19 protein-coding genes are annotated in these 20,389 nt (G+C 58.4%); 13 read left to right on the top strand and 6 right to left on the bottom strand.

Annotation, left to right across the window (positions count from 1 at the left end):
- Window positions 1–39: 39 nt before the first annotated feature.
- Window positions 40–2,070, bottom strand: coding sequence for a methionine--tRNA ligase (gene metG, locus MDHKLMBL_RS16135; protein ID WP_104271443.1), 2,031 nt, complete (start codon window positions 2,068–2,070; stop codon window positions 40–42).
- Between the two features lie 198 nt (window positions 2,071–2,268).
- Between metG and apbC the strand changes: the two genes are divergently transcribed.
- The 4 genes from apbC to MDHKLMBL_RS16115 all read left to right on the top strand — a co-directional run bounded on the left by apbC (window position 2,269) and on the right by MDHKLMBL_RS16115 (window position 6,164).
- Window positions 2,269–3,369: an iron-sulfur cluster carrier protein ApbC gene (gene apbC / locus MDHKLMBL_RS16130; RefSeq protein ID WP_053114915.1), complete on the top strand. Its 1,101-nt coding sequence runs from the start codon at window positions 2,269–2,271 to the stop codon at window positions 3,367–3,369.
- A 280-nt stretch (window positions 3,370–3,649) separates the two neighbouring features.
- A complete protein-coding gene (gene dcd, locus MDHKLMBL_RS16125) occupies window positions 3,650–4,216 on the top strand; it encodes a dCTP deaminase (RefSeq protein ID WP_008172848.1) in 567 nt (188 codons plus the stop codon).
- On the top strand, window positions 4,213–4,812 hold the full coding sequence (locus MDHKLMBL_RS16120) for a YjaG family protein (RefSeq protein ID WP_008172846.1): 600 nt from the start codon (window positions 4,213–4,215) through the stop codon (window positions 4,810–4,812). Before dcd ends, MDHKLMBL_RS16120 begins: the two co-directional genes overlap by 4 nt.
- Window positions 4,813–4,886: 74 nt before the next feature.
- A complete protein-coding gene (locus MDHKLMBL_RS16115) occupies window positions 4,887–6,164 on the top strand; it encodes a valine--pyruvate transaminase (protein WP_008172844.1) in 1,278 nt (425 codons plus the stop codon).
- On the opposite strand, the gene MDHKLMBL_RS16110 is transcribed toward MDHKLMBL_RS16115, so the two are convergent.
- The 3 genes from MDHKLMBL_RS16110 to purM form a co-directional block, all read right to left on the bottom strand.
- On the bottom strand, window positions 6,161–6,895 hold the full coding sequence (locus tag MDHKLMBL_RS16110; protein WP_104271441.1) for a DUF3108 domain-containing protein: 735 nt from the start codon (window positions 6,893–6,895) through the stop codon (window positions 6,161–6,163). The two genes, MDHKLMBL_RS16115 and MDHKLMBL_RS16110, sit on opposite strands and share 4 nt — an antisense overlap.
- A gap of 90 nt (window positions 6,896–6,985) precedes the next feature.
- Window positions 6,986–7,648: a phosphoribosylglycinamide formyltransferase gene (gene purN / locus MDHKLMBL_RS16105; protein ID WP_014576731.1), complete on the bottom strand. Its 663-nt coding sequence runs from the start codon at window positions 7,646–7,648 to the stop codon at window positions 6,986–6,988.
- Complete coding sequence (purM, locus tag MDHKLMBL_RS16100; RefSeq protein ID WP_041646167.1) at window positions 7,645–8,709, bottom strand: phosphoribosylformylglycinamidine cyclo-ligase; 1,065 nt, start codon at window positions 8,707–8,709, stop codon at window positions 7,645–7,647. Before purM ends, purN begins: the two co-directional genes overlap by 4 nt.
- A 219-nt stretch (window positions 8,710–8,928) precedes the next feature.
- Between purM and MDHKLMBL_RS16095 the strand changes: the two genes are divergently transcribed.
- From MDHKLMBL_RS16095 to MDHKLMBL_RS16075, 5 genes are read left to right on the top strand one after another with little or no spacing between them, the layout of a single operon-like run.
- Entirely contained in the window at window positions 8,929–10,206 is a 1,278-nt protein-coding gene (locus MDHKLMBL_RS16095) for a DUF2066 domain-containing protein (RefSeq protein ID WP_104271439.1), read from the top strand.
- 21 nt (window positions 10,207–10,227) lie between these two features.
- Window positions 10,228–10,788 carry a CDP-alcohol phosphatidyltransferase family protein gene (locus MDHKLMBL_RS16090; protein ID WP_199185524.1) on the top strand — a complete coding sequence of 187 codons (561 nt, stop codon included), beginning with the start codon at window positions 10,228–10,230 and terminating at the stop codon, window positions 10,786–10,788.
- Complete coding sequence (gene hda, locus MDHKLMBL_RS16085) at window positions 10,785–11,483, top strand: DnaA regulatory inactivator Hda (RefSeq protein WP_104271437.1); 699 nt, start codon at window positions 10,785–10,787, stop codon at window positions 11,481–11,483. The genes MDHKLMBL_RS16090 and hda overlap by 4 nt, the downstream gene beginning before the upstream one ends.
- 60 nt (window positions 11,484–11,543) lie before the next feature.
- Window positions 11,544–12,341 carry a ParA family protein gene (locus MDHKLMBL_RS16080; RefSeq protein ID WP_008172831.1) on the top strand — a complete coding sequence of 266 codons (798 nt, stop codon included), beginning with the start codon at window positions 11,544–11,546 and terminating at the stop codon, window positions 12,339–12,341.
- 12 nt (window positions 12,342–12,353) lie between these two features.
- Entirely contained in the window at window positions 12,354–12,689 is a 336-nt protein-coding gene (locus MDHKLMBL_RS16075; protein ID WP_104271435.1) for a YqcC family protein, read from the top strand.
- Here MDHKLMBL_RS16075 and nadC read toward each other — a convergent pair whose 3' ends face one another.
- Window positions 12,690–13,529, bottom strand: coding sequence for a carboxylating nicotinate-nucleotide diphosphorylase (gene nadC / locus MDHKLMBL_RS16070; RefSeq protein WP_104271433.1), 840 nt, complete (start codon window positions 13,527–13,529; stop codon window positions 12,690–12,692). It lies immediately after the preceding gene.
- A gap of 223 nt (window positions 13,530–13,752) precedes the next feature.
- Between nadC and MDHKLMBL_RS16065 the strand changes: the two genes are divergently transcribed.
- The 4 genes from MDHKLMBL_RS16065 to MDHKLMBL_RS16050 all read left to right on the top strand — a co-directional run bounded on the left by MDHKLMBL_RS16065 (window position 13,753) and on the right by MDHKLMBL_RS16050 (window position 19,785).
- Window positions 13,753–16,050: a DUF1631 domain-containing protein gene (locus MDHKLMBL_RS16065; RefSeq protein WP_104271431.1), complete on the top strand. Its 2,298-nt coding sequence runs from the start codon at window positions 13,753–13,755 to the stop codon at window positions 16,048–16,050.
- A gap of 69 nt (window positions 16,051–16,119) precedes the next feature.
- A complete protein-coding gene (gene ampD / locus MDHKLMBL_RS16060; RefSeq protein ID WP_062784867.1) occupies window positions 16,120–16,746 on the top strand; it encodes a 1,6-anhydro-N-acetylmuramyl-L-alanine amidase AmpD in 627 nt (208 codons plus the stop codon).
- Window positions 16,747–17,634, top strand: coding sequence for a hypothetical protein (locus MDHKLMBL_RS16055; protein ID WP_008172824.1), 888 nt, complete (start codon window positions 16,747–16,749; stop codon window positions 17,632–17,634).
- Between the two features lie 120 nt (window positions 17,635–17,754).
- Complete coding sequence (locus tag MDHKLMBL_RS16050; RefSeq protein ID WP_104271429.1) at window positions 17,755–19,785, top strand: methyl-accepting chemotaxis protein; 2,031 nt, start codon at window positions 17,755–17,757, stop codon at window positions 19,783–19,785.
- Between the two features lie 45 nt (window positions 19,786–19,830).
- Here MDHKLMBL_RS16050 and MDHKLMBL_RS16045 read toward each other — a convergent pair whose 3' ends face one another.
- Window positions 19,831–20,388, bottom strand: a complete 558-nt coding sequence (locus tag MDHKLMBL_RS16045; protein WP_104271427.1) for a cob(I)yrinic acid a,c-diamide adenosyltransferase — start codon at window positions 20,386–20,388, stop codon at window positions 19,831–19,833.
- Window position 20,389: the final 1 nt, after the last annotated feature.

Raw genomic sequence — 20,389 nt, 5'->3', positions numbered from 1 at the left:
TGCTCCATTGGCACCTGTCAGCGCTCAGCCCGGTCGCCCTTACATAATCCGCATGCCGGGCGTGGCGCCCGAATCCGGGGACAGGATAAAGATGTCCTTGCCTCCCGGGCCGGCCGCCAGAACCATACCCTCGGACATTCCGAACTTCATCTTCCGCGGCTTGAGGTTGGCGACCATGACGGTCAGGCGTCCCTCGAGATCTTCCGGCTTGTAGGCTGACTTGATACCAGCAAACACGTTGCGCTCGCCATGCCCTATGTCAAGGGTGAGGCGAAGAAGCTTGTCGGCACCTTCCACATGCTCTGCTTTGACAATTTTAACGACCCGAAGATCCACTTTCGCGAAATCGCCAAATTCTATTTCATCGGCGATGGGTTCAAGATTGGCAGCGGGTGCTGGTTTTCCGGTCGCTGCGGGCAACTCCTCCTTGGAGGAATCCAGCATTTTCTCGATCTGGGCCATATCCACGCGGTTCATCAAAGGCTTGAACTTGTTGATGCCGTGGTTCTCCAGGCGTTCGCTCCGATTGTTCCAGTCCAGCGATGCATTCAGGAAAGCCTCGGAGGCCTTGGCGGTCTCCGGCAGCACCGGTGCCAGATAGGTCATCAGAAGATGGAACATGTTGATGGCGTTGGTGCAGATGGCCTGAAGATTCTCGTCCTGGCCTTCCTGCTTGGCGATCACCCACGGCTGCTCATCATTGACGTACTGGTTGGCAATGTCTGCCAGCTCCATGATCCGTCGCATCGCGCGGCCGAATTCGCGGGACTCGTAGTATTCCTCGATTTCCTTGCCGGCCTCGATGAATTCTTTCAGTTTGGCGTGCTCGGTGACCTGGCCAAGCTGGCCGTCGAAGCGCTTGGTAATGAAACCGGCACTGCGGCTGGCAATGTTTACCACCTTGCCCACCAGATCCGAGTTCACCCGGGCAGCAAAGTCTTCCAGGTTCAGGTCCATGTCATCCACGCTGCCGGTCAGCTTGGCGGCGAAGTAGTAGCGCAGGTATTCGGGATTCAGGTGATCCAGGTAAGTGCGCGCCATGATGAACGTGCCGCGGGACTTGGACATTTTCTTCCCGTTAACGGTGACAAAGCCGTGGGCCCAGACTGCGGTCGGTGTGCGGAAGCCCGCATCGTGCAGCATGGACGGCCAGAACAGCGCGTGGAAGTTGATAATGTCCTTGCCGATGAAGTGGTAGACCTCGGCGGTGGAATCGGCCTTCCAGAAGTGCTCGAAATCGATGCCTTCCCGGTTGCAAAGGTTCTTGAAGCTGGCAAGGTAGCCGATCGGCGCATCCAGCCACACGTAGAAGTACTTGCCGGGCGCGTCCGGAATCTCGAAACCGAAGTAGGGCGCATCACGGCTGATGTCCCACTCCTGAAGGCCTGCGTCCAGCCATTCAGCCAGCTTGTTGGCCACCTGGGGTTGCAGCGTGCCGCTGCGGGTCCACTTGGCGAGGAAGTCCTGGAAATCCGGCAGCTTGAAGAAATAGTGCTCGGACTCTTTCTCGATCGGTGTGGCGCCGGAAACCGCCGAGCGCGGATTGATCAGCTCGGCCGGCGTGTAGGTTGCGCCACAGGCCTCGCAGTTATCCCCGTACTGGTCCTCGGTCTTGCACTTGGGGCAGGTGCCCTTGATGAACCGGTCCGCCAGGAACATGTTCTTTTCAGGGTCGTAGGACTGGGTAATCTTGCGCGTGGCAATGTGCCCGTTTTCCTGGAGCTGACGGTAAATATATTCCGAGAAATAACGGTTCTCTTCGGAATGGGTGGTGTAATAGTTGTCGAACCGGATGTGGAACCCGGCGAAGTCCTCCTGATGCTCCTCGCGGATCCGGTCGATCAGCTGCTCGGAGGTAATGCCTTCCCGCTCGGCACGAAGCATGATGGCAGTGCCATGGGCATCATCGGCGCAAACGTAGTAACAATTCTGGCCACGCATCTTCTGATAACGCACCCAGATGTCGGTCTGAATGTATTCCAGCAGGTGCCCCAGATGAATAGGGCCGTTGGCGTACGGCAGGGCGCTGGTAACCAGAATATCGCGCTGTTGTTTGCTCGCTTGCGTCATGGTGATGTCCGAACCTTATGTTGACACGGGTTGGAAAGACAAAACGGGGAACTGGTGGCTGTCTTGATTGATTGCCCCAGGTAAAGACCCCATATGGTCAGAAACGGGCACAGATGATACCTTCCGAGCAGATAATTTTCACCCGAATCACCTGTTTCCGTGCTTAAAATCGAGCATGAGCTTATTCCGGAGAACCCGATGACACAGATTTCTGAGCAGGCCCTGCAATCAGCGGTTCGCGAGTACCGTGATCCTTACCTCAACAAGGACCTCTACCAACTGGGTGCCGTAAAATCCCTGAACGCCGACGAGCGCGGAAACGTCACCCTCATGGTCGAGCTGCCATACCCCTCGAAAGGCATTGCAGGTGCCCTCAAGCAGCTTGTCGGTAATGCTCTGGAAGACGTCGCCGGTGTCGAAAATGTGGACGTCCACGTGGGCCAGAAAATCCACTCCTACAAAGTCCAGAAAGACCTGCCCGCAGTACCCGGCGTGAAAAACATCATCGCTGTCGCGTCGGGCAAGGGTGGCGTCGGTAAATCCACCACTGCCGTCAACCTGGCCCTCGCACTCCAGGCCGAAGGCGCACGGGTCGGCATCCTGGACGCCGACATCTACGGCCCCAGCATCGGCATGATGCTCGGCGTGCCCGAAGGCAAACGCCCGGACACCCGCGAAAACAAATACTTCGTCCCCATGGACGCCCACGGCCTCCAGGCCAACTCCATGGCTTTTGTCGTTACCGAGAAAACCCCCATGGTCTGGCGCGGCCCCATGGTCAGCGGCGCCGTGATGCAACTGCTCCAGCAGACCCTCTGGAACGAACTCGACTACCTCATCGTCGACATGCCCCCCGGCACCGGAGACATCCAGCTCACCCTGGCCCAGAAAGTCCCGGTAACCGGCGCCGTCATCGTCACCACACCCCAGGACATTGCCTTGCTGGACGGCAAGAAAGGCATCGAAATGTTCCGCAAAGTCGATATCCCGGTGCTTGGCGTGGTCGAAAACATGAGCGTCCATATCTGCAGCAACTGCGGCCACGAAGAGCCCCTCTTCGGCCACGGCGGCGGTGAGCGCATTGCCCAGGAATACGACACCACACTCCTCGGCCAGCTGCCCCTGCACATGACCATCCGCGAACAGACCGACGGCGGCACCCCCTCGGTAATCGCCGAACCGGACTCCGAAGTGGCCCGCCGTTACCGCGATATCGCGAGAAGGGTAGGGGCTGAACTGTCCACTCGGGAGCGGAACCTTTCCGGTTCGATCTCAAGCGTTTCAGTGACGGAGCACTGACAACGTCTCAAGGTTTGCGGCGTTTCACTCCGATGTTAGTTCGCGGTCTTAGGGGCAGCCTTCCAAAAATGTCGAAGGCCATGGATGGCCTTCGCCAAGCGCACATGGATGTGCTCGTAGCGGTTTTTGGAAGGCTGCTCCTATGAGCGCAGCCCGCCAATTCTGAGGTCCGAGCACCCAGCCGCAGCCTCCAGAAGTAAAGACTCGACAGCCTTCGACAGACCCCAAGGGAAAAGGTAAACTACGCCCCAATTTTCCCAGTGGATACGAGACTTCGCCAATGAGCATCAAATCCGACAAGTGGATTCGCCGGATGTCCGAACAACACGGCATGATCGAACCGTTCGAAAGCGGACAGGTTCGTGAAACCGAAAAAGGCCGCGTGATCTCCTACGGCACCTCCAGCTACGGCTACGACGTACGCTGCAGCAACGAATTCAAAATCTTCACCAACGTCCACTCCGCCACCGTGGACCCGAAGAACTTCGACGAAAACAGCTTCGTCAACTACACCGGCGACGTCTGCATCATCCCGCCGAACTCCTTTGCACTGGCCCGCACCGTTGAATACTTCCGCATTCCACGAAGCGTCCTGACCATCTGCCTGGGCAAGTCCACCTATGCGCGTTGCGGCATCATCGTCAACGTCACCCCGCTGGAACCAGAATGGGAAGGCCAGGTTACGCTGGAATTCTCTAACACCACCAACCTGCCGGCGAAGATCTACGCCAACGAAGGCGTCGCCCAGATGCTCTTCTTTGAATCCGACGAGATCTGTGAAACCAGCTACAAAGACCGGGGTGGCAAATATCTTGGCCAGACCGGCGTGACCCTGCCCAGGACATGAACGCCAACCAGTTCCTGAAAGCCGTTTCACAACTGCAGGGATGGCGCGAATGCGCCTTCCTGCTCGCTCTGGCTGAGCGCTCATTCCCGAACTACGCCCTGTTTGCCGATGCCATGGGCCTGAAGACCGGTGCCAAAATGCGCCAGCTTCTCGATCTTGGCTGGGACTTGCTCCAAAAAGACGTCTCCGAATCGGCGATCCCGCAGTTGCTCGCCAAACTGGAAACCCTGTCGCCGGACGTGGACGCCTACGACGCCTACGGTGTTTACCCGGCCTTCGACTTCTGTCAGCTACTGGAGCAGGCGCTGCTGAACCGCCTGAACCCCTCCAAACACCGCGCTACCGATGCGTCACAGATGGCGACCGGAACCGTGATGAACTTTATTGAGCTGTCCGAAGGGGAAGACCTCGAGGAAGACGAGCTCGTCCGTCTGCTTGATCATCACCCGTTGATGAAAGAAGACAAAACCTTCCAGCGGGACCTGATCCTGGAGCTGAAGCGCCAACGCACGCCAACCGATCAGTTCGTGGCCCGTCTCCGGGAGGATGCAGCCAACGAGGGCGTCAGTAACCTTGGCATTTCGCTCACCGAATAAACGTTGGGGAGCGAGCAAGCTACACTTTCGGTATTACCCGTTGTATTCAGAATAGGTCAGATGGATTTTATCCCATGAAACTCTCTGCTTTTGGTCGCAAGTTCACCGCCGATGCCGGTATCACGTCCCTCATGGATGACCTGGGTAACGCCATGGCATCCGGCGACGACATGATCATGATGGGCGGGGGAAATCCCGGGCATATTCCCGAGATCCAGCAGAGAGTACAGGAAATTCTCGCGGATATGAGTCGTAACGAGGGCGATGTTCGCCGTCTGGTCGGCATCTACGATCCGCCTCAGGGAGAAAAGCAGTTTATTGCCTCGCTCGCCGAGCTGCTCAACCGCGAATATGGCTGGGGCCTGAAACCCGAGAATATCGCCCTGACTAACGGCAGCCAGGCGGCCTTCTTCATGTTGTTCAACATGTTTGGCGGAGACTACGGGGACGGCAACCGCAAGCATATTCTTTTGCCGCTTGCGCCCGAGTACATCGGCTACGCTGACGCTGGCATTGAACCGGGCCTGTTCCATGCGGTGCAGCCGGACATCTCGTTCACCGACGCCCACGAGTTCAAATACCGGGTGGATTTTGATGCCGTAGAGGTTACCGGTGAGACCGGCGCTATCTGTGTGTCACGTCCCACCAATCCGACCGGTAACGTCGTTACTGACGAAGAGCTTGCCCGGCTTGAAGAGCTCGCCCGCCAACACGACATACCACTGATCGTCGATGGCGCTTATGGCACACCATTTCCGAGCTTGCTGTTCGTTGATGCAACACCCACCTGGAACGACCAGATCATCCTCTGCCTGAGCCTCTCGAAGCTTGGTTTGCCGGCAGCGCGGACCGGAATCGTGATTGCCGCCGAGCCGGTGATCAAGGCGTTGTCAGGCATTAATGCCATTATGAACCTGGCCACGGGCAGTTTTGGCGCCATGCTGGCCGAGCCTCTGGTTCGTTCCGGCGAAATATTGTCCCTGAGCAGGGATGTGGTTTGCCCGTTCTACAAGGCGAAGATGGAACGGGCGGTATCCGCGTTCCGGGAGGCCATGGGAGAGGACAGCTGCCGCTGGTATGTGCACAAGCCCGAGGGCGCCATGTTCCTGTGGCTCTGGTTCCCGGATCTGCCGATCTCCAGCCTTGAGCTGTATCAGCGGTTGAAGAGCCGAGGGGTTCTGGTCGTTTCCGGACACTATTTCTTTCCCGGATTACCGGAAGATGGCTGGAGGCACCGGCATGAGTGTCTGCGCGTGACCTACTCCCAGGACGACGACCGGGTTGCCGAGGGCCTCCGGATCATTGCCGATGAGGTCAAGGCCGTGTGGCGCGAGGCCGGGCGTGAGGTCTAGCGCTCGAACTCTGCTTCCTTGAGTTTCAATTCGTAGGTGCTGCCGTCCGGCTCAACCTGCCTGAGGCGGACTAGCAGGAAATTCTGCTCCGGCGAGAACCACATCAGCGTCTGGCGCTTGGAATCCTCGCGAACCTTCTCCGCCTTCAGGGTGGCGCTCTGTTTGTTGCCGGTGCTCATATTCTCGCCATTGATCACCGCGAAGCGATCGGTGTCGATAGAGTTACCGTCGAGCACCCGATAGGTCATTTCCCGCTTGCCATTCTTGATGTCCTGGTGCAGCTGAAGCTGGTAGCCCAGCGGATCCAGCAGGCCTTCTTCCAGCGCCAGTTCGAAGGGCTTTCCCTTGTATTCCCCGGTTGCGACGCCTGCGGACCAGTCGAAGTCGATAGAGTTCTTGCGGTCGCTGATCAGGAAACCGGATAAGCGGTATCGGTATCGCATGGGTATGACGTGCCCGTCCTCCCAGCGGAATACCAGCGATTCATCGATGCTGACAATGAAGGAGTCGACATCCGTGCGGTACAGCCAGACATCGTTGCCCTGGGAGGAGAGTGTGCGTTTTGCGGTGCCATTGAGAGAGAGACCCTTCTCCATGGCTGCGGTATAGCTGGCCTCGAAGGGGGTCAGGTTCGCTTTGGTCTCGGCATGCAGTGTGACCGGTCCGGCTAGAATGCCGAGACAGGCCAGCAGTGCGGCGCAACCAAATCTGATGAGACGTCGTGAAAGCATCTTGTTAAACCCGAACAATTCCCGTCATCAATGGCGACAGTGTAGCTGCTCGGGCAGGATGCGGGGATGACAATTCGTTCAGGCGATGCCTCAGTTGTCCGGCAGGCGCATCGGAGCGTTCAAGGGTTCGCCGTCGAACAACACATAATCGCTACCCAGTTGAATCCGGCCCTCACAGAACCAGCGCACAACAATGGGGTAGAGGATGTGTTCCTTGGCCTGTACCTTCTCCGCGAGGCTTTCTGGCGTGTCATCGGAAACAATCGCCACTTCTGCCTGGGCAATCACGGGGCCACCATCCAGCTCTTCGGTAACGAAGTGGATGGAAACGCCATGTACGGTATCGCCCGCTTCCAGTGCACGACGGTGAGTATTCAGCCCGGTGTACTTCGGCAACAGGGACGGGTGAATGTTCAGCATCTTGCCCCGGAATGCCCGAACAAAATCCGTGGTCAGAATACGCATGAAGCCTGCCAGGACAATCAGATCCGGATTGTATCGGAGGATTTCCGCCATCAGGGAGGCATCAAACTCATCCCGGGATTCGAAATTCTTGTGGTTTACCACAAAGGTCTCGATATTGGCCTGGGCCGCGCGCTCAAGGGCAAACGCGCCAGGCTGGTTGCAGCCAACGGCAATGATCTGACCGGGAAAATCCCGCTCCCGGCTGGCGTCAATCAGTGCCTGGAGGTTGGTGCCGCTTCCGGAGGCGAGCACCAGGATTTTTGGTAACGGGGTCTGATCTGCCTTCATGCCGACAGCAGCCCCGGTGCGTAGCGAACGCAGGCATCTGCCTGTTCGTCATCGGCACGTTCGATCAGGCCTACCTGCCAGGCATGTTCGCCCAGTGCTTTCAGGGTATCCAGGGCCAGCTCCTTCTGGTTGGCAGGCACGCAGACAATCATGCCGAGACCACAGTTAAAAGTGCGGTACATCTCTTCACTGGCAACGCCGCCGTTGTCCTTGAGCCACTGGAATACCGGGGGCAATGACCAGCTGTTTGTATCGATGGCAGCGATCGTGCCGTTCGGCAGCACCCTGGGAATATTTTCCGGCAGGCCACCACCAGTGATGTGGGAGAGGGCACGAACGTCGACTTCGCGAATCAGCTGCAGAAGATTCTTTACGTAGATTCGAGTCGGTGCCATCAAGGCGTTGGCCAGGGTGGTATCGCCGATTGGCTGCTCGAGGTCAGCGTTGCTGACTTCCAGAATTTTCCGGATCAGGGAGTAGCCGTTGGAGTGAGGGCCGGAAGAGCCCAGGGCAATCAGCACGTCTCCGGCCTGGACGCGGCCGCCGTCAATAATCTCGCTGCGTTCAGCAACGCCTACGCAGAAGCCAGCCAGATCGTAGTCGTCGCCTTCGTACATGCCCGGCATTTCAGCGGTTTCACCGCCGACCAGCGCACAGCCAGCCTGCTCGCAGCCCTCGCCGATTCCGGCAACCACCTGAGTGGCAACGTCTACGTTCAGCTTGCCGGTCGCGTAGTAGTCGAGGAAGAAAAGCGGTTCAGCGCCACCGACAACCAGATCGTTCACGCACATGGCGACCAGATCGATGCCGATGCTGTCGTGCTTGTCCAGTTGCATGGCCAGTCTGAGCTTTGTGCCCACTCCGTCGGTGCCGGAAACCAGAACCGGTTCGTTATATCCGGCGGGGATGGAGACCATGGCGCCGAAGCCGCCGAGACCGCCAAGAACCTCGGGGCGGCGGGTGCGCGCGGCGGTGTCCTTGATTCGGCTGACGAGTTCATTGCCGGCATCAATATCTACGCCAGCATCGCGGTAGGTCAGGGAGGGCTTCTGTTCGCTCATGGTGTACTTAACCGTTGGCCAGTGGGTCAGGCGGCGGATTTTAACAGGTGCGGTGTGGCGCTCCAAATGTATATTGCTTTTCCGAAATCCGGGGCCGCTACTCACACCCTGGGGCATGGTGTATCCTATGCGCCATTCATGCGAATTGCAGGGTGTTTCATGTCAGTATTAGGGCAAAAGCCGGCACACAGGTCTGTATCCGGGGCGTGGGTCGTTGCGTTGTTCACCGTTCTGCTGTCTGGGTTTTCCGCCCAGGCGACTGCCGTGACGGTTTCCGGTCTCTATTCGGCAAAGGTGCCAGTGGAAGGGTCCTCGCCGGGTCAACTCGCCCAGGGATATGCAGACGGGCTGAGCCAGGTACTGGTAAGGGTTTCCGGTACCCGAGACGTACTGGCGATGGAGGGCGTTGAAGCCCTGCTGTCCGATGCCGAGTCGTTACTGCTTTCCTATCAGGTTGCCCGTGGCGAGTCCGGCCAGAGTGTTCTGAGCATGTCCTTCGGAGCGGTTGGCGTGAATCGCGCGCTGGCTGCAATTGATGCGCCGGTGTGGGGTGCCAACAGACCGCTCACGCTGGCCTGGATTGCTGCCGAGGATCGTGGCTCGAGAACACTCGTAACACGGCCCGGGGCCGGCTCTGGTCAGGAAGACGCAGGAGCCTGGAGGGCTGCGTTCGATGAGGCGGCCAGAAAGCGTGGCTTGCCCGTGGCGCTGCCCCCGTCAGATTTCAGCTCTGACCGCGAATTGCTCTCGGATATCTGGGGGCAGTTTATTGGTCGGGTGAAGTCTGCATCCGGGAATCTGGACCATGATGTGCTCGCTCTGGTGCGGGTCAGCCGTGCTGGCGGGCAATGGCGTGCCGGCTGGGTCTTCGATGGTATGGCCATGAATGCCGGGGAAGAGTCGGTAACCGCCGATACCCCGGAAGCGCTGGCGGAGGCGACGATAAACCGTTGGGCGGAGCTCTACGCCAGCCGATACGCGGTTGCTGCATCGGAAGTGGGCGATTCGCCCCAGGTGGACATTGTGCTGCGTGGCGTCACGTCGCTTGAAGACTATGCCGGCGCCAATAAGGTGCTGGAAGGACTGACCCCCGTGGTTAGCGTTGGTGCCCATCGGGTACGGGACGAGCAACTGACCCTGCGGGTGGCTTTCTCCGGTGAGCTGGACCAGCTGCGGGAGTACATCGCCCTGGATCCGCGCTTCGTTCCAATGGAGGCCGACGTTCCGGCAGAACCTCCGGTTACCGCCCGCACAGCAGAGGACCAGGTGGCTTCGTCTGGGCCGAACCCGCAAGAGGCGCTCGAGAGCGAGGTATCGCAGCCGGCTGGCCCGGATCAGCAAACCTCTGCGGAGGCGTCTGAAGAGACTGCCCTGTTTACCTATCAGCCGGTGCCCGTCGATGAGGAAGATGCCAGGGAGGCGTTCGAATCCCTGTACCAGGTTCTGTATTATCGTTGGCAACCGTCTTCTGTCATCGGGAGCGATGGCGGCGAATAAGCTGTAACCGGAGGGAGTCTTTTGAATTTGCACCGCTGGCGCTGGATTCCCAATGCCCTGACGTTCCTGCGCATTCTTCTGATCGCTCCCTTCGCGGGAGCGTTACTGATCGGAGATTATCGCCGAGCGTTGCTGATATTCTTTCTGGCCGCCGGCACAGACGCGGTTGACGGCTTCCTTGCCCGCCATTTCAATTGGCGTTCCAGGCTTGGTGCAATTGCAGATCCTCTCGCCGACAAGGCCTTGTTGATCACCGCGTACCTGATGCTTACTCTCACCGCTGTTCTGCCCGTGTGGCTGTTTCTGCTGGTGTTGGGGCGTGACCTGCTGATTGTGGTCGGCGCTCTGGCCTACCACTATAAGGTTGGTCGATACGATATGGAGCCCAGCATTCCCGGCAAGATCAATACGTTTATCCAGATTCTTGTAGCCCTGGCCATCATCGTGCTTCTGGCGGACCTGCCGATGCAGCCCTGGGTGGTGGATGCCGGCATTATCCTGGTGGCTGTTTCCACCGTGTTCAGCGGGGGGCATTACCTGCTGGTGTGGGGCTTGCGGGCCTGGAGGGCTACCCGGCCATGACCGCATCCCAGTTGGTGCTCGGGGTCAAGCTGCGTGACGACGCCCGATTCGACAATTTCCATGGCGACCGGAACACGAGCGCAGCCCAGCGTCTTGAAAGCGTTTGTCAGCAACCTGATGATATGCCTGTCGTTGTTCTGTGCGGTGATGCCGATACCGGCAAGAGCCATCTTCTACAGGCAGTGTGCCACCTGGGCGAAAAGCAGGGCAGGGCAGCGGTGTGTATCAGCATCGCAGAGCTAGAGCCTTTTGGTCCCGATGCCTTGTCGGGGCTTGAGACCCATGAGATCGTCTGTCTTGACGATGTCGACCGCATCGCAGGCCAGCGGGTGTGGGAAGAGGCCATTTTTCATCTCTATAACCGGATTCTCGATCGAGGCGGCCTTTTGCTGGTGAGTCTGGCCGATTTGCCGGCCAGTTTGGCCTTTGAGTTGCCGGATCTGGTCTCCAGATTCAGTCACGGGCTGATCATCCAGTTGGGTATTTACCGGGATGAGGATCGCCTGACCATTCTCAGAGCCCGTGCCGAGAAACGTGGCCTGGTGATGGCGGATGATGTGGCCAGCTATATAATGCGCCGGGCGCCCCGAAGGCTCGGTGATTTGCTGGGGATTCTGGATATACTGGATGAAAATTCCCTTCAGGCACAGCGACGGCTTACTATCCCGTTTGTGAAGACAGTGATGGGGTGGTGAGTTGGAATGGGTTCATGGCAGGGCAGAAATCGATAACGGATTCATCAAGGGAGAGGCAAAATGAGACGGGTGGTATTCAACCAGAAAGGCGGTGTCGGCAAGTCCAGTATCACGTGCAATCTCGCAGCTATCAGCGCCGCTCGTGGAAAGCGAACCCTGGTCGTGGATCTTGATCCGCAGGGAAACTCCACCCATTATCTGCTGGGCAAGCCTGCCAGCGAGCTGAAGGACACCGTGGCGGATATGCTGGAGCAGACGGTGGCCTTTACCGTGTTCAATCGCCGTCCGGACGAATTTGTCCATGCCTCACCGTTCAAGAACCTGTTTGTGATGCCCTCCAGCCCGGAGCTGGATTTTCTCGAGCGCAAGCTGGAGGCCAAGCACAAGATATACAAGCTGAGGGAAGCCCTGAAAAAACTGGGTGAATCCTTCGATGCGATCTACATCGATACCGCGCCGGCGCTCAATTTCTATACCCGGTCTGCCCTGATTGCAGCCCAGCGCTGCTTGATACCCTTCGACTGTGACGATTTTTCCCGTCAGGCGCTGTACAACATCCTCAACGAGATTCGTGATCTGCAGGAAGACCACAACGAGGATCTTGTTGTCGAAGGGATTGTTGCCAACCAGTTCCAGCCGCGGGCCAGCCTGCCCAAGCAGCTGGTCAGGGAGCTTACCGAGGAGGGCTTGCCGGTTCTGCCTGTGCGTCTCTCGAGTTCCGTGAAGATGAAAGAGTCCCACCAGAGCCGACAGCCCCTGATTCACATGGCACCCAAGCACCCGCTGACGCGCCAGTACGAGGACCTGTTCCGGGTTCTGCATGGCGAAACCGTGGAGCTCGAGCCGCTTAACGATTGAAGCGAGACTGATATGACCGAATCCGGTAACCCGGTCGGGCAGGTTGCGGACTGCCTTCTGAACATTGAGATGGAGTTGCGGCAGCTGGGGCTCTGGGAGTCAGAGCCGCCACCGGACCAGGCGTTCCAGAGTGCGCAGCCCTTTTGCATCGATACGCTGGAATTTACCCAGTGGCTGCAATTTGTTTTTGTGGAAAGAATGAAGATCATTATCGAAAACGACCACCCGTTGCCCTCGGCCTCCGGCATAGCGCCGATGGCCGAAGAGCATTTCCGGGGGCGACCGGAGTCCGGTAGCAGGCTGGTTCGGGAGCTGGAGGTGATCGATCGCCTGCTAAGCGGGGAGTGATCAGTCCAGTCTCATTGACAGGTCGACAGCCTTTAAATCCTTGGTCAGCGCGCCAATCGAGATGAAGTCCACGCCGGTTTCGGCGATCGGCACCAGGGTGTCGGCATTGATTCCCCCGGATGCCTCCAGCTTTGCTTTGCCACCAGTGGTATCGACCGCGGTCCGCATGTCTTCAAGTGAGAACTCGTCCAGCATGATGATGTCTGCACCCGCTCGAAGGGCTTGTTCCAGCTCGTCAAGGTTCTCGGTTTCCACCTCCACCGGTTTGCCCGGCGCAATCCGGTGGGCGGCTTCAATGGCCTGGGCAATCGAGCCGCAGGCGGCAATGTGATTTTCCTTGATCAGGAAAGCATCCCACAGCCCGATCCGATGATTGAAGCAGCCGCCACAGGTTACAGCGTATTTCTGGGCCAGGCGTAGACCGGGCAGGGTTTTACGGGTATCCAGCAGTCGAACACCGGTGTGTGCAACCCGGGCGGCATAGCCTGCGCAGGCGGTCGCAACGCCAGACAGGGACTGGAGCCAGTTCAGAGCCGCGCGTTCGGAGCTTAGCAGGCTTCGTGCCGAACCCTGCATGGTAAACAACACCTGATCCGGCGACACGGTCTCGCCATCGGCAACCTGCCAGTCGAGCTCAACGGCCGGATCCACCTGTCGGAAAACCTCGTCCACCCACTCCCTGCCCGCGACGGTGGCGGTTTCCCGCGTAATTACCCGCCCTGTTGCCTGTTTGTCGGCGGGTATCAGTCTGGCCGTGATGTCGCCATCGCCGATGTCCTCCCGCAGACTCTGGGCAACGTTTTCAATTCTGGCCTGGCGGAGGAGTTCAGGGGCAATCATAGGGCAAAAAGTCCGGTGCAGTGGGTTGTCGGCGTTTCAGGCTGCCAATTCTAAAGCGCCGCCGGTGAATCGCCAAACTCTTGGGGCAGGGCTGCTAAACTGTGATGCACGTCAGGTCTACACAAAAGGTGACAAATTCTGACACAACCTGACGTGGGCAGCTCGTATCATGTGAAGTGGAGAAATAAACAGGCAATTTTGCAATACAAGGCGGAGCAGCGAGATGGTGCACGATAACAAGGTTGTCAGCTTTTCAGGCCGGAAACCGCCCGCCCGGTTTTCTTTGCCTGCGTCCCTCGTGCGCCTTCGTGACGCATCGGGTCAGTCCCTCAAGTCCGTTCTTGCCAGTTTTTTCGATCGTGCCGATGATGCCCTGTTTGAACTCGCCGACAGAGCCGGCTCCAACCTCGACCAGACCGCCTACTTTGATGCCATGCGGGAGCTCAGGCTTCGTCGCAAAGCCATGGTGGTCTCGATCCTCCAGTACGTCAGCCAGGCTTTCAATGAAATCGGCAGGTTCCAGCCCCAACAGGGCGCCAGGACCCTGGATGAGGTTGACGAGGACTCTCTCAGCCTCGTTGACCATTCCCAGCTTGAGCAGCAGGTGGCAGTCGACAACCTTATAAATAAACTCCGGAACCGTTATACCGAGCAGATTCGTCTGCTTACTGTCCGGGTTGGGCATCTGGTGCCGGGCATCGAGCTGAAGGACGCGCAAATGCCGCTGAGCCCTGAGGTCATCTGTGGCGGTGTTGCCGAGGCCTGTACAGACCTCGACATTGATATCCGGGCCAAGCTGGTGGTTTTGAAGCTGTTTGATCGCCTGCTTGCCGATACCCTCGGTGATTTCTACAAACAAGCCAATCGCACCTTGATCAGTGAAGGCGTAATGCCTGACATGAAACGACCGCCCACCGGCAAGGTGCCCTCCCGCTCCGGTCAACGTGGGTCAGGAGAGAGTTCAGTGCCGACCAGTGCCAGCGGTCAGGCGGATTCTGCCAGCGAGAGTCAGGGTATGTCTCAATCACAGGCCACTTTCTCGGAGCTCAGCGCGCTGTTGCATCGCGGTGAGTCCAATGCTGTCACTGGCGGATCCCCGGTCGGCGAAAGCTACATTGATACCGACAGGCTCATGGCCCGTTTGACTGAAGCGCAGTCGAGTAGCAGGCAATGGGGTGAAGGTACCGTTGTACCTCTGAACGAGCAGCTTCAACCCATCCTGCGTTCCGGCGACGGCAACAGTCTGAGCGTTGGGCAGGTCGACAGTGACGTGATCAATCTGGTTTCCATGCTGTTCGACTTTATTCTGGAAGATCGCCAACTGCATCCGGTGATGAAAGCATTGATCGGGCGCCTGCAGATTCCGGTGCTGAAAGTGGCGCTTAGTGACAAGAACTTTTTCAACCGGGGCGGTCACCCGGTTCGAAAACTGCTTAACGAGCTGGCACTCTCGGCCATTGGCTGGACCGAGAAGAAGGCCGGGCAAAGAGACCCGCTTCGGGACAAAATCGAATCGGTGGTAGATCGGGTTCTGACAGAGTTCACTACCAACGTCTCTCTGTTTGAGGAGTTGTTGAAAGATTTCAGCCACTTCATGGATCTCGATCGCCGACGTCGTGAGCTCGTCGAGCAACGTCTTCGGGATGCTGAAGAAGGGCGGGCTCGACAGGAGCGGGCGTCCCAGGCGGCGGAAGGCCTGGTTAAGGAGCTGACAGAGCAGCGGGACGTACCCGAACCGGTTGCCGGCCTCCTGAGCGAAGCCTGGACCCGGTACCTGCAATGGGTTGTCCTCCGGGAGGGCGAGGAAAGCGACCGGTGGCAGCACGCCCGGAACCTGACCGAGCAGTTGGTCTGGAGTGTGGATCCGCGCCCGGTCACTGATACCACCAGGTCAGATCTGCTGAGGGCAATACCGGCCATTGTGGACGACCTTCGCAAGGCACTGCAGGATATTTCCTGGGACCCGTTTGCCACCGATGCGGCCATTCGCGACCTTGAACTTGCCCATGTGGACGTTTTCCAGCGATTGGTGACGGCTCCGTCCAGGCCGGAATCACCTTCGGAACCCGAGGATCTGCTCGTTCCGGAACCCGCTGCTGAGCAGCCCGTCGAGCCCCCTGAGCCTGCGGCCGAAGACGCTGTCAAAGCAACGCCCGCGCCGGCCGAGCCTGAAGTGCCTGTTTCTGTGGTCAGCGAGGCTGCCTCCCGGGCGGACGCTGAAACGCAGACTGCTTCAGTATCTCCAGAGTGGCTGTCAAAGGCCGAAAGCCTGCGTGTGGGTTCCTGGATTGAACTTACCCGCGACGAAACCCGGGTGCGCTGTAAGCTTGCGGCCTTTATCAAGGCTACTGGCAAATATATCTTTGTGAATCGCAGTGGCGCGAAGGTGGCAGAGTATCTGCGTCAGGAGCTGGCCGCCGACATGGAATCCGGGAAAATCAGCATGCTGGATGATGGTCTGATCTTCGACCGGGCACTGGAGTCGATCATCGACAACCTGCGCAGCAGCCGCAAGGACTGATTCGTAGCAACCGTGGCAACTTTGTGATTCAATCAGAGGCTGTAATGCTCTGAAACTTTTGGAATTACTTTGCCCGATTCAGACGTTTTTTCCGAACGCCCTTCCGCCTCCGGTACCGATGGAAATTCGCTTCGCGAAACCGGGCGGATTTCCTTCGCCCGCTGGACCCCTTCGCCGAATTTCGGGCCTCGTCCGGATGGAGCGGGCATCTCTCTTCTGGTCGTCCACAATATCAGCCTGCCTCCGGGCCAGTTTGGTGGCCGCGAAATAGAAGACTTCTTCTGCAACCAACTCGACCATTCTGCGCACCCCTACTTCAAGACTATCGAGGGCGTCCAGGTGTCTGCGCACCTGCTGATTCGCCGCGATGGCGCGCTGGTGCAGTTTGTCAGCCTGCTTGATCGGGCCTGGCATGCCGGCCGATCGTGTTTTGAAGGGCAGGAGGAATGCAATGATTTTTCCATCGGGATTGAGCTGGAAGGGACCGACGACACCCCTTACACCACCGAGCAATATCGCATGCTGGCGAAAGTGGCGGACCTGATTATGACGGCCTGGCCAGATATCACGGCCAATCGGATTACCGGGCACTGCGACATTGCGCCCGGCAGGAAGAGCGATCCCGGCCCGGCTTTTGACTGGCGGTATTTCCGGTCAGCCCTGGAAATAGTCCGAGGATCGGGGAGGAACGTCTGAATGGTATTTGTTGTGTTTCTTCTGGCCTACATGGTGCGCAGGCGTCTGGATTCCCTGGACATGCTGTCTGGCGATGAGGTCTGGCGCCGTTGGTTCCGCTACGGCAGCCGGGTCAGGGCCGGCCATGAATCGGGGATAGCAACCGGGCTGGCACTGGTCCTGTTGCCGGCCCTGATACTGGGGCTTGCGGAATACCTGCTGGTGTCTTCTGGCTGGAGAATGGCGGCTTACCCGCTGGAGTTCCTGGTGCTGGTCGTCCTTATGGGAACGCCGGGCTGGCGACAGGTACTGCGGGCCTATGCGGAGGCGTGGCATCGGGGAGACATGCAGTCGGCCTGGCATCATGTGAAAGACCTTCTTCCGGCCGATGAACGGGGAGCCGCAGTGTCTCCCGAGGCCATGCACCTCTCCCTGTCCAAGGCACTGATGGTTTCGGTGTTCCAGCGCTTTTTTCTGGTGGCTTTCTGGTATGTGGTTGGCGGTATCGGTCTCGCGGTCCTGGCGCGTGGGCTGGTAGCGCTCGCCGAGCAATGGCCGCAGGCGCCGGCCAGGCCCAGGTTTGCAAAAATGTCCGACCTTGCCGGCTGGATTCCTGCCAGGCTTTTGTCGTTAACGTTCGGAATTGCCGGAGATCTGGCCGGCTGGCTGCGTGAAACTCGCCAGACTCTGACCGGAATCTCCAAAAAAGCGGGCGAGGTACTCATGATTTCGGCCAACGGGTCGTTAACCGGGTATGCACTGGATCCAGCGAGGTTTTCCCGGATTCACCCGGATGAGTGGACAGCGTTTGGGGGAAGGAGTCTGCGAGCGGTAAGGGATCTGCTGAACAGAAGCATGCTGGTATGGATATGCATACTCGCCCTGCTGGTTATTTCCGGCGTCGTTTAGCCCGGATTTTATAAAACATTGCAGTTTAACAACAAATAAAGCTTAAGTTTTTAAGACTTTAGGCGACAATAGAAGAAAAGAATTAACGTTCAGTGGTTATTTGCCAGCACGAGGGTCCCTGTGAAGCAACTCATTAATCCTGCCATTGCCCTGATGAACCGGCTGCCGATGGTCTACAAGTTCAGTCTCATCAGCATTCTGTTCCTTTTACCAATTGGCGGGCTGTCCTGGCTTGCCATTTCCGAGCTGAATCGCTCGGTTCAGACCATGACCCGGGGTGTCGAGGGGCTGGAGCAACTCCAGCAAGTGGATCGGCTGGTGGATGCGGCGATGGATTATCGAGACTATCGCTCACCGGCGATCATCAAGGATGAGAGTGCCATTACCGCAGTTTCCGAAGAAGCGGCCACTGAGATTGACAGCCTGCTGGCGGCTCTGACCGCAGAAGAGCGCTCGTTTGATACGACTGGCTCCTGGGCCGATCAGGTTGAAGGCCTTCGCCAGGAGTGGGAAGCATTGCGGGCCGATGACAATTACCAGGGCAGCTTCGATCCTCAGTTCAAGTATTATCAGGAATTCGTCCAGAAGGCACAGGCGCTGCTTTCGGCCACCATTGAAATCTCTGGTTTGGGGCAGGGGGCCTCAAGAGAAAACCAGTTGATTCTGGGCCTGGTCCAGGACTCTCTCCCGGCTGCACGCACCGTGATCGGTCGGGCAAAATCCTACGGAATCTTCGCACTGGTCGAGGGGCAGGTAGGTTACGCCCTGAGCGAAACCCTGAACGAAATCTATGACCAGTTGACCAATCGCACCTCCTTGCTTTCACCGGCCTTGGCTCTTGCTTCTGAAGCATCGCCGGCCCTCGCCAATCAGGCAGGCAAAGCCATTCAACGGGTTGACGAGAGTTTGATGGTGGTTCGGGATCATCTGGATCTGAACGTGATAACGCCCATGCGTCTGGAAATGCCCTGGACCGAATACGACGATCTGATGTCCGGGCAGTTGGCCCACTACGACGACGTCAAGACGGCTGCCTTCAGCGTGGTCGACTCGAACCTTCGCGCACGGCTCGAGAGTGAGATCAACCAGCGTCGCCTGATCGTGGTTGCCCTTATCGCCGTGCTGCTTGTGGTTGTCTATCTCTACATCGGCTTCTTCATGTCCGTACGTACTGCCATCAACCGCTTCAGCGAAGCCGCGCGGAACGTTGCCGCCGGCGACATGACCACGCACATCAGTTTGCGCAACCGCGATGAGCTGGGCGAGTTGACGACGGAATTCAATAACATGACCGACCGCATTGCCGAGCTGATCCGCTCTGTCAGCCGGACGACGGCGGACGTAGACCAGCAGGCCACCCGGGTCAATGACACCGCTGCGGCCAACAGCGAAGCGGTTGCGCGTCAGATGGAAGAAAGCGGCCAGATCAATGAAGCCATGAACCAGATGGTTGAGGCGGTTCATGAAGTCACCGAAAGCGCGCACCGGGTTGCGGACAGCGCGAGCAATGCCGAACAGGACACAGAAACCGGCCGGGGCGTGGTGGCCGACACGGTTGAAACCATCAACAAGCTGGCAGGTGAAATCTCAGGTGCGGTGGAAGTGATCAACCGGGTCAGCAAGGACAGTGACAACATCAGTCAGGTGCTGGTCGAGATCAAGGCCATCGCCGAGCAGACCAACCTGCTCGCCCTGAACGCCGCGATCGAGGCGGCCCGAGCCGGGGAGCAGGGGCGAGGATTCGCGGTGGTTGCCGATGAGGTTCGCTCGCTGTCACAGCGCACGCACAAATCGACGGAAGAAATCGAAGGCATGATTTCCCGTCTCCAGAGCGGAGTCAAAGACGCGGTGTCGGCCATGACCAACAGCCGGGACGTGACCGAGGCAACGGTGCAGAAGTCTGGAGAGGTGACAGAAGCCCTGGACAGAATCGCCAAGGGCATCTCCGTGATCGTGGATATGAGTCACCAGATCGCCCAGGCCGCCGAAGAGCAGTCTGCCGTCGCGAAAAACGTGAACTCGAACGTTGAGCAGATTGGCGAGCTGGGCCATAAAACAGCCGCCAATGCTGAAGAAACCCTGGGTTCTTCCAGAGAAATGTCGCAACTGACAGCGTCGCTTCAGCGTCTGGTGGAAGCGTTCAAGGTCTGACCAGCGGACCTTTGCGCGCGATCAGGCGCATAAAAAATCCGGCCCTTAGAGGCCGGATTTTTTTTGTTCCCAGAGAATCTCTTCGCCACCCTCGCGCCGGGCGAGTACGCGGGCGATGACAAACAACAGATCCGAGAGACGGTTCAGGTAGTGTCGGGAAGCGGTATTGATGGAGTCCTCATGGCCGAGGGCGACGACAACCCGCTCTGCACGACGGCAGACCGCCCGGGCAAGGTGACATTGGGCGGCGCCGGGGCTGCCGCCGGGCAGGACAAAATTCTTCAGCGGTGGCAGGCCTTCGTTGTGCCGGTCCAGGGTGCCTTCCAGCCATTCGATGTGCTCGTCACCGATGACACGGCTGCCGGGGATGGCAAATTCGCCCCCCAGGTCAAACAGATGGTGCTGAATGCGGCGCAGGCTCTCCACCAGTTCGTCGTCGCTGTTCAGGGTTTCGATTAGCAACCCGATATGGCAGTTGAGTTCATCAGCGGTGCCCATGGCTTCAACTCGCTGGGCATTCTTGGCAATCCGGTTGCCATCGGCCAGGCCCGTGGAGCCATCGTCTCCGGTGCGGGTGTAAATCTTGGAAAGGCGGTTGCCCATC

This window comes from Marinobacter flavimaris (assembly GCF_002933295.1).
GTDB lineage: Bacteria > Pseudomonadota > Gammaproteobacteria > Pseudomonadales > Oleiphilaceae > Marinobacter > Marinobacter flavimaris.
The sequence above is the reverse complement of the archived record's forward strand: the minus strand, read 5'-3'. Positions and strand labels throughout refer to the sequence as shown.

What these genes read in the sequence shown, in the direction of transcription:
- metG (WP_104271443.1), bottom strand. Translation starts at nt 2,070, where the DNA reads ATGACGCAAGCGAGCAAACAACAGCGCGATATTCTGGTTACCAGCGCC.
- apbC (WP_053114915.1), top strand. Translation starts at nt 2,269, where the DNA reads ATGACACAGATTTCTGAGCAGGCCCTGCAATCAGCGGTTCGCGAGTAC.
- dcd (WP_008172848.1), top strand. Translation starts at nt 3,650, where the DNA reads ATGAGCATCAAATCCGACAAGTGGATTCGCCGGATGTCCGAACAACAC.
- MDHKLMBL_RS16120 (WP_008172846.1), top strand. Translation starts at nt 4,213, where the DNA reads ATGAACGCCAACCAGTTCCTGAAAGCCGTTTCACAACTGCAGGGATGG.
- MDHKLMBL_RS16115 (WP_008172844.1), top strand. Translation starts at nt 4,887, where the DNA reads ATGAAACTCTCTGCTTTTGGTCGCAAGTTCACCGCCGATGCCGGTATC.
- MDHKLMBL_RS16110 (WP_104271441.1), bottom strand. Translation starts at nt 6,895, where the DNA reads ATGCTTTCACGACGTCTCATCAGATTTGGTTGCGCCGCACTGCTGGCC.
- purN (WP_014576731.1), bottom strand. Translation starts at nt 7,648, where the DNA reads ATGAAGGCAGATCAGACCCCGTTACCAAAAATCCTGGTGCTCGCCTCC.
- purM (WP_041646167.1), bottom strand. Translation starts at nt 8,709, where the DNA reads ATGAGCGAACAGAAGCCCTCCCTGACCTACCGCGATGCTGGCGTAGAT.
- hda (WP_104271437.1), top strand. Translation starts at nt 10,785, where the DNA reads ATGACCGCATCCCAGTTGGTGCTCGGGGTCAAGCTGCGTGACGACGCC.
- MDHKLMBL_RS16080 (WP_008172831.1), top strand. Translation starts at nt 11,544, where the DNA reads ATGAGACGGGTGGTATTCAACCAGAAAGGCGGTGTCGGCAAGTCCAGT.
- MDHKLMBL_RS16075 (WP_104271435.1), top strand. Translation starts at nt 12,354, where the DNA reads ATGACCGAATCCGGTAACCCGGTCGGGCAGGTTGCGGACTGCCTTCTG.
- nadC (WP_104271433.1), bottom strand. Translation starts at nt 13,529, where the DNA reads ATGATTGCCCCTGAACTCCTCCGCCAGGCCAGAATTGAAAACGTTGCC.
- MDHKLMBL_RS16065 (WP_104271431.1), top strand. Translation starts at nt 13,753, where the DNA reads ATGGTGCACGATAACAAGGTTGTCAGCTTTTCAGGCCGGAAACCGCCC.
- MDHKLMBL_RS16055 (WP_008172824.1), top strand. Translation starts at nt 16,747, where the DNA reads ATGGTATTTGTTGTGTTTCTTCTGGCCTACATGGTGCGCAGGCGTCTG.
- MDHKLMBL_RS16045 (WP_104271427.1), bottom strand. Translation starts at nt 20,388, where the DNA reads ATGGGCAACCGCCTTTCCAAGATTTACACCCGCACCGGAGACGATGGC.